Here is an 11965-nt window from a genome sequence, read left to right on the forward strand (position 1 = left end):
GTGCTCACTCCTCGGGTTTCGACTGCCACTTCATCTTGAAGTGCTTCGTCTCGTAGCCGTCGTAGACGTCCACACGTCCGTCCGGGTACTTGTCGGCGTACCCGTGCTCGCGCTTGTACGCGTCGAGCTGCTCGGGCGTCAGGTCCTTGACGTCATCCGCGTGGTACTTCTGCAGGTAGTCGTCGACGCCCATCTCCTTGACCTTGGCCTGCGTCATAACGTACTCGACGCCGGGGTGATTCGGGTCGTTGGCGGCGAGGCGCAGGCGCTCACCCAGCTCGTTCTCCTTCAGGTACGCGGCCTTGAGGTCGTCGACGGCCTTGTCCACGTCCGTCTTGCTCATGCCCTGTGCCTCGAGCTCGGCGCGCATCTTCTTCTCGGCCTTGGGAGTGAGCTCGCGGTTCTCCATCTCCTTGGCGATCTTGTCGAAGTAGGTGTCGTGCCCCTGCTTGACGAGGACGTTGTCGCCGTTGAGCGCGTTGCCCAGGCCGGCGCTCGGGCCCTTCGCCTCGACCACGACGAGCCTGCCGTCGGAGGTCTCCCACACCTGGTCGAACCGGCCGCTGCCGGGCAGGCCCGGGTCGAGGCGGGTGGGCGGCGGAGGACCGGGGTAGATCTCGGGCGTCGAGTGCATGCCCGCCCGGTCGCCGAGCTCCTCGCCGAGCTTGGTGAGACGCGCCTGGGCGGCCTTCTCCTCGGGCGAACCCTCGTCGGCGTCCTTCTGCTTCTGGTTCTCCGACCGGCGTTCGTCGACGAGGTCCTGGTTCTCCCGCTTCAGCTCCGGGTCGACGTCGTCGCCGCGGGAGCTGTCGACCTTGCCCTTGTGGTAGTCCGGCGGGATCGGCGTCTGGTCCTCGGACAGCACGTACTGGTCGCCCTGCTTGCGCACGGGCGGGACCGGATCGCCGTTGGCGTCCGTGATGTCCTGGTCCTTGCGCTTGACGCGGCCTTCCGAGTCCGGCGCGTCGTAGTACTTCTCGCGGTACTTCGGGTCGTTGACCTTCTCTTCCATCGACGCCTTGGGCTGTCGCGTCTCGATCTCCACGGGCTCGGGATCGATGTGACGGCCGCTGCCGCGGTCCTTGGCGTCGCTCGGGTCGAGATCCTTGTCCTTGTCGTGGGTGCCGGGAGCGAACCCGTCGTCGCCGGCCTTGGTCGTGCTGCCGTCCGGGTGGTGGGTCTCCCACTCGCCGTTCGGCGGGATCCTCGGCTCGCGGGTGCCGTCGGGCCGGATCTCGGCGTCGGTCGTGAAGACGCGTCCGTTGGCGTCGGTCCAGGCGGGCTTGGTCGGCGCGAGGACCGGTGCGTCGAGGTGCTTGGACAGCTGCTTGGCGAAGTCGTTGCTGCCCGCGTCACACCCGATCAGGCGAACCGGCCTGCTGCCGTCGTACCCGGCGCGCCGCAACATGTCCGCGTACTCGGCCGGCGTGTAGTCGTGCCCGCCGATGCGAGCCCTGCCGTCCGGGGTGATGTGGACGTCCGCGGTGAAGTAGCGCGGGTCGTTGGGCACCCGGTGGGGAAGGTCGCCCATGTCGGTGTCGCCACCGTGGTGGCTCACGCCGGCCGGGGTCGTCTCGGCGTGACGCTGGTGCGCCTCGTCGGGGGACGGACGGTCCGCCGGGGCGTCCTGGTCGTGGTTGTTCGGGCTGTCGGGGTCGTGGGGCTTGTCGGGGGTGTTGTCGTGCGGCTTGTCGGCGTCCGGGCCGTGGTGGGGCGCGTCGGCGTCGGGCCGGTGGGGCGCGTCCGGGCTGTGGGGCGCATTGGGGCTGTGCGGTGCGTCGGGCCGGTGCGGTGCGTCCGGCCGGTGCGGGGTCACGGCCTCCGGGCGGGTCGTGTCCGGGGCTCGGTGCGGGGCCTCGGCCGTGCCGGTGCCGCGGGGGCGGGCGCCGTCCGGGCTGGTGGGGCTGTTCGGACGGGAGCCGTCCGGTCGCGAGCTGTCGGGCCGTGAGCCGTCGGGACGGTTGCCTGGGCCGCTGCCGTCCGGGCGGGACGGGGAGTCGGGCCGGTGGGGCGTGTCGGGACGGTTCGGGGCGTCGGGACGGTTCGGGCCACCGTGGGGTGCGTCGGGGCGGTGGGGAGCGTCCGGGCGGGACGGCGCGTTGGGGCCACCGTGCGGCGTGTTGGGCGCGTGGGGCGCGTCGGCACGTGACGGTGCGGTCCCGCCGTGGGGCGCGTCCGGGCGTGAGGGGGCATCCGGTCGGGAGGGACCGTTGGGGCCGCCGTGTGGTGCGTCGGGTCGCGAGGGCGCGCTGGGACCGTTGTGCGGTGCGTTGTTCGGCGCGTGCGGGGCGTCGGGGCGGGACGGCGCGTTGGGGCCGCCGTGCGGCGCGTCGGGTCGTGAGGGCGCGGTTGGACCGCCGTGCGGTCCGTTCGGCGCGTGTGGGGCGTTTGGGGCGTTTGGTGTGGCGGGGCGCGCTGGGCCGTTGGGGCCGCTGTGTGGTGCATCTGGCCGTGACGGGGCCGAGGGGCCGCCGTGGGGCGCGTCGGGGCGTGAGGGCGCGGTTGGGTTGGAAGGGCCGCCCTGCGGGGCGTTCGGGCGCGGCGGGGCCTGCGGGGCGTCCGTGCGGGCCGACGGTGCCGAGGGGGTGTTGGGGCTGTGCGGTGCGTTGGGTGCTGTTGGTGCCGACGACTGCGGGCGCATCGGAGCGTCGGTGCGCGGTGCTGACGGGGCTCCCGATGACGGGGCGTGCGGGGCTCCTGCGGAGGGTGCGCCCATCGATGGGGCGTGTGGGGCGCCTGCCGGGGGCATGTTCGGGGCCGACGGGGCGTGCGGGGGTGCTGCGGACGGCGTGGTCGCGCGGCTGGGCGGGGTTGCGTCGGGGCGGCCGGCCGACGGGGAGCCTGCGGACGGGCTGCCTGCGGACGGGCCGTGTGGCGCGCCGGTGGAAGGGGTGTGCGGGGCTCCGCCCGACGGCATTCCACCGCCCGGCATTCCGCCTGACGGTGCGCCGTTGGAGGGCATGCCGCTGGAGGGCATGCCGGTCGACGGCGAGGACGGCATCGACGGGGTTGGCGACGGGGATTGCATCGGGCGGGCGGGGGCGTCTGCTCGGGAGGCCGACGTCGAGAGGTCTGGGGAGCGTGGGGGTGGGGCGCTGGAGCCCAGGTCGCCTCGGCTGCCTGGGGTGCCGGTCCAGCCCTGGCCGCCGGTTGTGGGGCGGGACGCTGCGGGGGCGGAGGGGGCGTTGTTGCCGGCGTTCGGGGTGCCGCCGCCCATCGGGCCCGACTGGGACGGCGTGGGCGACGGGGAGCTGTCGGGGGTGCGGGAGGGGGCGGTTGGGACGTCCGCTCGGGACGGGGCCTCCGGGGGTGCCACGGACGACTGGACCGTCTGGCCCGTGTTGCGGGGCGCGGTCGGAGTGTCGGGGGTGGAGGACGTGTGCGCGGGTGACGGGGAGCTGTCCGGGGTTCGCGACGGGGACGAGCCGTTGTCCGGTGTGCGGGAGGAGCTGTCCGGCGTGCGGGACGGGGTGTCCGGGGACGAGCTGTCCGGGGTTCGCGACGGGGTGTCCGGGGTCGGAGAGCTGTCGGGGGTTCGCGACGACGACGGCGACGAAGAAGACGACGGCGACGAAGACGACGGTGACGAGCTGTCCGGAGTGCGCGAAGGCGAAGGCGCGTCGGGGGACGACGAAGGGGACGACGTCGACGGCGATGAAGAAGACGGCGATGAAGAAGACGGCGACGACGGCGAACTGTCCGGAGAGGACGATGGAGAAGAAGGCGAGCTGTCCGGAGAGGACGGTGAACTGTCCGGAGAGGACGAAGACGACGAGGGTGAACCGTGCCCACCCGAGGGCGACAGGTCCGGAGCGTCGGTGCGGTGGAACAACCCGCCGGGCTTGATGGACTTCGTGGAGATCACGTCGAGACCGGTCACCTTGCCGACCAGCTTGCCGACGACCTTCATGATCTTCGTGAAGATCTCGACCAGACGGCCCAGCAGCGGCGAGACCTTCTTGATGGTCTTGATGAGCTTCTGGATCAGCTCACCGATGCGCGTGGCCCACTTCGAGATCGCCGTCACGGCCTGCGCCACGATCACCGGCGTGCCGAAGCCCAGCGTGAACACGGCCTCCAGCACCCATGTGATCAGCTTCGCGACCAGGTCCGCGATCAGGTCGCGCACCATCTCGCGCACGAACCCGACGACCATGCCCATCACGCCGACGACCGTGCCGACCGAACCCGCGGTGGACGCCGCGCCGGACAAGGCGTCCAGCTGCTCGCCCGCGGCCTTGCGGTAGGCGTCGCCCGCCGCGCCCGTCCACTCGGCCGTGCCGTCGACGGCGGCCTTGTAGTCGCCCGCGATCTTCCCGAGCTCCTGCGAGACGTTGTTCCACGTCGTGGAGTACGACTGGATCACCGGCGGGTCGCCCGCCAGCCAGTCCAGCGCCTCCTTCAACGGCTGCATGTGCTCCATCAGGAACGACGCCGCGGACGACAGCAGCGTGCCGAACGGGTCGATCGCCATCGAGGCCGCGTCGGCCACCAGGCCGACCACGCCGAGGCCGCCCTCGATCCAGCTGCCCTCGGAGATGCCCTTGTAGGCGTCCACCGCGGAGTCGGCGATCGAGAAACCCGTCGCCCAGCCGTTGTCACCGGTGCCTGCGTTGAAGAAACCGGACGGCTCTGCGGGGGCCTTCGCCACCAACGGGTTCGGGGAGGACATCAGAAGCCCTTCATCGTCTTGGTGATCTGGTCCTCGACCGCCTGGTAGTCCTTCGCCGTCTCACTGATCTTCTTCGCGGTGGAGTCCATCGCCTCGGCGACGCCCTTCAGCGCGTTCATGCCCCACTGCTCAACGGGGTCGAGCAGCATGCGGAACGGCTGGCAGATGATCCCGTACGCGTCGGTCGGCATCGACACGGTGTTCGCCGCGTCCACTGCGCCCTGCAACCGCCCGTGCAGGCCCTCCAAGGCCTTGGCGTGCGCTTCCAGCACGTCCGAAGTGACGTGGAAACCACCGGAAGTCATCGAACCCCCTCAAGTTCGAGCAGCGGACAGAAGAAGATCAGCTGAGGACGGATTCCCCGCCGAAGTCGTCGTCATCGTCCGACGGCCGACGGCGACGCGGCGGAGGCGGTGACGCCGGCCTGGCAGGCGGCGCGTCGTCCTCCACGCGGAAGTTGATCTCGTTGCGGTCGTACGGCGTGCGGGCCGGCTCCTCGGGAGGTGGCGCCGGGAAGTTCTTCTTGGCCTCGTTGAACAACACGTTGGCCGTCTCGTCCTGCGTGCCGATGGTCTCGGCCATGGCTTCCTGCAGCAGCTCGGGAATCCGGGACTGCGCGCGCTGCAGCAGCTTCATGATCTCGCCGCTGATCTCGGCCATGCGCCTGCCCGCGGCCGACTCGTTGATCACGAGGTTCTGCAGGATCCCGTTGGAGGAGATCGTGAGCTCGACGGAACCGTCCGATGACCGCTCGGAGATCGTCATCCCCTGGACGCGCGTCGCCATCTCCTGGTAGCGGGCGGCACGTTCCTGGATGTTCTGGTTCCAGTTCGCGAGCATCTGCTCGGAACCGGCGATGTCCTCGGGCACCGGTGTTTCCCTCCCTGAACGACGGCGGACTCAAAGGATGACGCAGCCGCATCCGATCCCGTTCCACCCCAGGATCAAATCGGCCGCACAGACCAACGGCGTTCCACCGATCGGATCAGTGGAACGCCGCACGGTCAGTGTTTCAGTTCACGCCCAGCAGGTCGACGACGAAGATCAGCGTCTCGTTCGGCTTGATCACGCCACCGGCGCCGCGCGCGCCGTAGCCCAGGTGCGGCGGGATGACCAGCTTGCGGCGGCCGCCGACCTTCATGCCCTGCACACCCTGGTCCCAGCCGGCGATGACGCGGCCGCCACCGAGCGGGAACTGGAACGCCTCGCCCCGGTCCCAGGACGCGTCGAACTGCTCACCGGTCGAGTGCGAGACACCGACGTAGTGCACGGACACGAACTGGCCGGCCGTGGCCTCCGGACCGTCGCCGACGGTGATGTCCTCGATCAGCAGGTCGGCGGGCGCCGGGCCGTCGTGCGGGTCGACCTCGGGCTTCGTGGGGGCCATGACAACTTCCTCTCGGAACGGGATTGTTCGCGCTCGATCCAATCACGCGCGCGCGAGGGCGGCCGAATGGCCTACGAAGACCAGCCCTACCCCGTCTCGAAATACCGTGTTGATCTATATGGACCCCGGCCCTGCATCCGGGGGACCACAACAGAAGAAGGAGATGATCATGGCGGCAACCCTGCACCGCCTCCGGTCATGGCTCGGCGCGGCATTGGCGGCAGCGACGCTGTCGATGGCGTGCGTCAGCGTGGCCGAAGCAGCTCCGGCGCCGACCCCTGACGGCGAGTTCGGAGCCCAGATCGTCGGCGGCACGCGCGCGAGCACGTCCACCTACCCCTGGGTCGTCTACCTGGCCACGAGCAGCGGCTCCCAGTACTGCGGCGGCACGCTCGTCGCCCCCAACAAGGTCGTCACCGCGGCGCACTGCACCGTGGGCGACGCGGCGTCCGCGGTCCGCGTCGTGGCCGGCCGCGACGACAAGAGCTCCACCGCGGGCACCGTCGCCCGCGTCACGAAGATCTGGATCCACCCGAGCTACACCGACGTGACCCGCGGCTACGACGTCTCGGTGCTCACGCTCGACCGCAACCTGTCGCAGACCCCGATCAAGTTCGCGACCAGCGCGGACAGCGCACTGTACGCGGCGGGCACCAGCTCGACGATCCTCGGCTGGGGAACGACGAGCTCCGGCGGTTCGGCCTCGCGCTACCTGCTCAAGGCCACCGTGCCGCTGACCAGCAGCGCAACCTGCTCGAGCGCGTACGGCAGCGACTTCAACGCCACGGCCATGGTGTGCGCCGGCTACACCCAGGGCGGCACCGACACCTGCCAGGGCGACTCCGGTGGCCCGCTCGTGGCGGGCGGCAAGCTGATCGGCATCACGTCGTGGGGCGAGGGCTGCGCGGCCGCCGGCTACCCCGGTGTCTACGCCCGCGTCTCCACGTACGCGACGCAGATCCAGCAGCAGATCAACTCGTAAGGCCGAAAAATCCGGGAAGGGTTGTCGCAACGGCGGGGCAACCCTTTCTGGCCCTGCTTCCGTCCTGGTGGCATGAACGGCAGAAAGCTGTTGGCCGGCGCCGCCGTGCTGGCCGTAGCCGGAGTGAGTGTCAGCTCCGCGGTGCGGGACGAAATCCCCGCACCAGCACCGATCGTCGACTACGGTCCGGTGCGTCTCGTCGCGTTCGACTCGTGCGACAACGCGGTCACCGAACTGCGCCGCGCCCTGGCCCCGTACGTCAGCGCGTACGGCCTCGGAGGAAGCAACGTCCTCTACGCCGAAGGCATGGCGACCGACACCGGGGGCGTCGCGAAGAGCATGCCTCAGGCGAACAACGCCACGCCGCCCGCGCAGCCGTCGCAGCAGCAGGACCACTCGACGACGAACGTCCACGAACAGGGCGTCGACGAGCCGGACATCGTGAAGACGGACGGAAAACGCGTCTTCTCGATCGCCGACGGGAAGCTGCGCGTCATCGACGTCGCGAGCAAGGCGATCACCGGCGTCGTCGACCTCGGCGAGCGCCGGGCGAGTCAGCTGCTGGTCTCCGGCGACCGCGCACTGGTCGTCACCGAGAACCCCGTGCCGATCATGGAGAAGATGCTGCCTCCTGACCGGCCGTCGTTCGCGCCGGAGGCCGGCACCGAGCTGGTTCTCGTGGACCTCAAGGCGCAGAAGGAGATCAGCAGCCTCAAGACCGACGGCTTCTACCTCGACGCCCGCCAGGTCGGCGGCACCGCCCGCGTCGTCGTCCGCTCGCAGCCGCGCATCTCGTGGGTGTACCCGGACCAGACGACCAACGAAGCGGGAGCGTTGCGCCGCAACAAGGAGATCCTCCAGAACGAGCCCATCTCGTCCTGGCTGCCGCGCTACGAGCTCAACGAGAACGGCGCGAAGTCGAGCGGGACCCTGGTCGACTGCGCCAACGTCAGCCGCCCCTCCGCGCCGTCCGCGACGTCGATGCTGACCGTCCTGACGTTCCAGCTCTCCGGTCAGCTCGGCACCGGCCAGCCGGTCTCGATCGTGGCCGACGGCGACACCGTCTACGGCACCGGTACGAACCTCTACATCGCCGACGACCACCGCCTCCTGCCCGAACTTCCCGGCAGGCCACCGGTTCAGCGCCCGATCACCACGGCGATCCACCAGTTCGACATCAGCCAGGCGGGACCGCCCAAGCACGTCGCGTCCGGTGACGTCAACGGCACTCTGCTGAACCAGTACTCGTTGTCCGAGCACGAGGGTGTCCTCCGCGTCGCCACGACCACGGGCACCGAGACGCGCTGCTGCTGGCGCATGCCAACGGACATCGTTCCGCAGCAGCAACAACAGCCGCCGTCGGAAAGCTTCGTCACGACGTTGCGCAGGGACGGCAACAAGCTGGCGAAGGCCGGCGAGGTCGGTGGCCTCGGCAAGGGCGAGCGGATCTACAGCGTCCGCTTCATCGGCAAGACGGGCTACGTCGTCACGTTCCGCCAGACCGACCCGCTGTACACGCTGGACCTCAGCGATCCCAAGCAGCCCAGGGTGACGGGCGAGCTGAAGATCACCGGATACTCCGCCTACCTGCACCCCGCGGGCGACGGAAAGCTGATCGGTGTCGGCCAGGAGGCGACGGAGCAGGGCCGCACCACGGGCACGCAGGTGTCGTTGTTCGACGTGAGCAATCCCGCGTCACCGCAACGGCTCGCGCAGTACCACCTGCCGAACTCGAGCTCGGAGGCCCAGTTCGACCCGCACGCGTTCCTCTACTGGCCGCAGGACGGCACGCTGGTGATCCCGGTGTCGACCTACAAGACGAACCACGAGGTCTCCTCGCTGGTGCTGCGCGTCGAGGGCAACCAGCTCCGCGAGGCCGGCAAGATCGTCGAACCGCAGAGCCAGAACCAGTACGGCGGCGCCAGGCGCACCGTCGTGATCGGCGACCAGCTGTGGTCCGTCTCCAACGCGGGGGTGCAGATCAACGCCCGCAACGGCCTGGCGCAGCAGGCCTGGCTGCCGTTCTGAGCCCCTGGCCAAAACTCCTGTCCGCACCGTCGCTGCCCCGGTTTTGGCGCGAAAAGCACGTTCGGGCCGCTAGATCGCCCGAACGTCACGTTCGCTCCCCAGGCCCGTTTGGCGCGAACGTGACATTGGGGCCGATAGATGGCCCGAACGTGCTTTTCGCGCCAAACAGGAGCAGTAGCGGACGGACTCTTGGCAGCCCGTTCTAGGCGGCGCGGTCACCGGTGAGCAGGCGGTTCGAGAGCACCGTTCCGCCTGCCATCGCCGCCGGAATGACGACCATCGCGGCCAGCGGGATCAGGCACAGCAGGTAGGCGGGCACCGCGAACCCGAGTACCATCGCCCGCCGCGTCGCGAGGATCTGCCTGCGCTGCTTGAACGTCCTGCCGCGGCGGGTGAACGGGATGCCGGTCAGCTCGATGCCGAGCAAGTACCCGTTGATGCACACCGCGAGCACCGGCACGACGGTCTGCCCGACGACCGGGATGAACCCGCAGAGGAACAGGGGGATCGCGAACAGGATCGACGTCCCGACCAGCAGGATCGTGCTGCGCAGCCCCACCAGGAACGCGCGCCACCAGCCGACCTGCTCCGCCTCGGGCACGCCGCCGAGCTCGTCCTCGACCTCCTCGGCGATGTACTCGTAGAACGGGCCGCCGATCATGATCGTGATCGCGGTGAACAGCAGCACGCTCAGGCCGAGGACGATCGCGATCACCGAAATTCCGACGGCGACCTCGACGACGCGCTCCGTGGTGTCGTTCCACGAGTCCGCGAAACCGGTGAGCCAGTCGGCGATCGAGTCGATGTGCAGGAACAGCAACGTCCAGCCGGTGATCATGAGCACGGCGGTGATGACCGCGGGCAACGCCCCGACGAGCACGCGCTTGGGCACGCTGAAGACCAGCTTGAACCCGCGCAGCAGGAGCGAGACACCGGCACCGAAGTCCTTGATCACGCGCGCAGGATACCCAGTTGAGATGAGGGGGAGCGCATTTTCGCCGGGACGGGCATGATGCGAGCCTGGAGTGCGGGAGGCGTTGAGGTTGAACAACCCAGCTAAGAACGCCGTCGTCGTCCCGGACGGGCCGCTGCCGGTGCTGCCGCCCGCCATCTGGGAGTCGAAGGAGGTGCGGGACGCGGTCGCCGCGGAGTCACCCGGTGCCGTGGTCGCCCTCGCGCGCAAGGCGCACGGCCTGCGCCAGGACGAGCTCGGCACGCTGGCGGGCTTCTCCCAGTCGGCGATCTCCCGCCTGGAATCGGGCAGCAACATCGCCTACGACATGCGCGTGCTCCGGACGCTGCAGCGGCTGCTCGGCATCCCCGCGCACCTGCTCGGGCTCAGCGACCGGACGGTGCCGGTGCACGGGCTCGAGAACATGCCGAAAGACCTGGTCCTGGGCATGGAGGGCAAGGCGCTGATGGCGTTGTGCGCCTCCGCCGTCTTCGGCACGGCGAACGGCACCGGCGAGCTGACCGACAACGCCGTGAGCCAGCTGCTCGTGCTGCGGCGCATCGTGAACGACGCGCACAACTGGCGTGGCACCGGTGCGCTGCTGCCCGCCGTTCGCAACATGTACGACTTCATCGACGCGTTGCGCCGCAACGCGCGTGGCGACGTTCGTCGGCGGTTGCTCGGCACGGGTGCGATGTATGCGGAGTTCTACGGTTGGTTGTACGAGGAGATCGGCGACCTGCGCAACGCCGGCGTGTGGACGTCGCGGGCGCTGGAGCAGGGCCAGGCCGCAGACGACAGGGACGTCGTCGCGTACTGCTACGTGCGGATGAGCCAGCTCGCGGAGGTCGACGGCGACGACGACCGCGTAATCGGCCTGGCGCGCGCCGCCCAGCGCGAGACCGGCGTGAGCGCGATCGTGCGCGCGATGGCGTTGCGTCAGGAAGCACGTGGTCTCGCGCGCGCAGGTCTGGACGCGTGCATGCCGCGGTTCGACCTGGCGCAGTCGCTGGTGCAGGGCGTGGAACGGCCGCAGTCCGACGAGTACTCCATCGGGTACTGCTTCACCGAGCTGCACGTGCAGATGCAGCGCGCCGCGAGCATGGTCGACCTCGCCGACCACCGTCGTGCCATCGATGCCTACAACGACCTCATACCGCGGTGGGGCGCCGTCTGCCAGTGGGAGCAGGGAGTGCACACGGCAAAACTCGCCTATGCGCACGCTGCCAGCGGTGACGTCGACCAGGCCGTCGACTGGGGCTTCGCGGCGCTGGAGCTGGCGCGTGCGACCGGCTCCCAGCTGATCGTGAACGAGCTGGACAAGCTCGACCCGTGGACGCGAACGCCGGCGATCGCCGAGCTCGCGGCCGAGGTCACTCACCTGCGCTGAGCCGCCATATGCGAATTCCGCATACGGGACCCGGAAATCGTATGAGACCCTCCCCATTTCCCGTCCCGGCCCGCACGATCTAGGTGTGATCGACCTGGCCGAACGAACGCCGCGATCGGATGAGGTCACCGCCGAGAGGTTCTGCGCGGCAGTGGCAGAGCGGAACTCGGGCCCGTACCGGCTCAAGTTCTACGCCACCCCGCACGCCGTCGTGTGTGTGGTGGACGACGCTGAGGTGAAGGCATGAGCACTCAACGAACGGAAGCGCGCATGCCTGTCTTGCTGGTCCGCAAGCGTGCGGGTGTCGTCGGAGAGACACAACGCACGTGTCACCTCGTACCCGTGCCCGACGACGACAGCACGCCCGTTGCTCTGACCGCGTACTGCGGTGAGCTGATCCACCGCGGTGAGGCGGAGCTGCTCGCCCAGCCGTCCGGCATGCCGTGCGTTGGCTGCTTGTTCCGCGTTCCCGCGCCGCGCGGCGAAGAACCACCCGGCGACTGGTGAGGCGACGCAGGCCCTGGCTACCTTTGGCGGCATGACGCACGGCAATT

At 69.7% G+C, this 11965-nt stretch carries 10 protein-coding genes; 5 read left to right on the forward strand and 5 right to left on the reverse strand.

The window, feature by feature from the left end:
* Window positions 1–4: 4 nt before the first annotated feature.
* The 4 genes from ACFOWZ_RS24670 to ACFOWZ_RS24685 form a co-directional block, all read right to left on the reverse strand.
* Window positions 5–4672 carry a hypothetical protein gene (locus ACFOWZ_RS24670; protein WP_382376246.1) on the reverse strand — a complete coding sequence of 1556 codons (4668 nt, stop codon included), beginning with the start codon at window positions 4670–4672 and terminating at the stop codon, window positions 5–7.
* A complete protein-coding gene (locus ACFOWZ_RS24675) occupies window positions 4672–4977 on the reverse strand; it encodes a type VII secretion target (RefSeq protein ID WP_382376247.1) in 306 nt (101 codons plus the stop codon). Before ACFOWZ_RS24675 ends, ACFOWZ_RS24670 begins: the two co-directional genes overlap by 1 nt.
* A gap of 37 nt (window positions 4978–5014) precedes the next feature.
* Window positions 5015–5542: a YbaB/EbfC family nucleoid-associated protein gene (locus ACFOWZ_RS24680; protein WP_382376248.1), complete on the reverse strand. Its 528-nt coding sequence runs from the start codon at window positions 5540–5542 to the stop codon at window positions 5015–5017.
* Between the two features lie 142 nt (window positions 5543–5684).
* Window positions 5685–6059, reverse strand: coding sequence for an FKBP-type peptidyl-prolyl cis-trans isomerase (locus ACFOWZ_RS24685; protein ID WP_089950373.1), 375 nt, complete (start codon window positions 6057–6059; stop codon window positions 5685–5687).
* 169 nt (window positions 6060–6228) lie between these two features.
* On the opposite strand from ACFOWZ_RS24685, the gene ACFOWZ_RS24690 reads away from it, so the two are divergent.
* Window positions 6229–7041, forward strand: a complete 813-nt coding sequence (locus ACFOWZ_RS24690) for a S1 family peptidase (protein ID WP_382376249.1) — start codon at window positions 6229–6231, stop codon at window positions 7039–7041.
* Between the two features lie 72 nt (window positions 7042–7113).
* Window positions 7114–9069: a beta-propeller domain-containing protein gene (locus ACFOWZ_RS24695; protein WP_382376250.1), complete on the forward strand. Its 1956-nt coding sequence runs from the start codon at window positions 7114–7116 to the stop codon at window positions 9067–9069.
* Window positions 9070–9271: 202 nt separating this feature from the next.
* Here the strand turns inward: ACFOWZ_RS24695 and ACFOWZ_RS24700 are convergent, their stop codons facing one another.
* A complete protein-coding gene (locus tag ACFOWZ_RS24700; protein ID WP_382376251.1) occupies window positions 9272–10024 on the reverse strand; it encodes an EI24 domain-containing protein in 753 nt (250 codons plus the stop codon).
* 88 nt (window positions 10025–10112) lie between these two features.
* Here ACFOWZ_RS24700 and ACFOWZ_RS24705 point away from each other — a divergent pair, with 88 nt between their 5' ends.
* The 3 genes from ACFOWZ_RS24705 to ACFOWZ_RS24715 all read left to right on the forward strand — a co-directional run bounded on the left by ACFOWZ_RS24705 (window position 10113) and on the right by ACFOWZ_RS24715 (window position 11918).
* Window positions 10113–11411, forward strand: a complete 1299-nt coding sequence (locus ACFOWZ_RS24705) for a helix-turn-helix domain-containing protein (RefSeq protein WP_382376252.1) — start codon at window positions 10113–10115, stop codon at window positions 11409–11411.
* A gap of 85 nt (window positions 11412–11496) precedes the next feature.
* Window positions 11497–11658 carry a hypothetical protein gene (locus tag ACFOWZ_RS24710; protein WP_382376253.1) on the forward strand — a complete coding sequence of 54 codons (162 nt, stop codon included), beginning with the start codon at window positions 11497–11499 and terminating at the stop codon, window positions 11656–11658.
* A gap of 23 nt (window positions 11659–11681) precedes the next feature.
* Window positions 11682–11918, forward strand: a complete 237-nt coding sequence (locus ACFOWZ_RS24715; protein ID WP_382376254.1) for a hypothetical protein — start codon at window positions 11682–11684, stop codon at window positions 11916–11918.
* Window positions 11919–11965: the final 47 nt, after the last annotated feature.

It is taken from the genome of Lentzea rhizosphaerae (assembly GCF_042649515.1).
In the GTDB taxonomy this organism is placed as follows: domain Bacteria; phylum Actinomycetota; class Actinomycetes; order Mycobacteriales; family Pseudonocardiaceae; genus Lentzea; species Lentzea aerocolonigenes.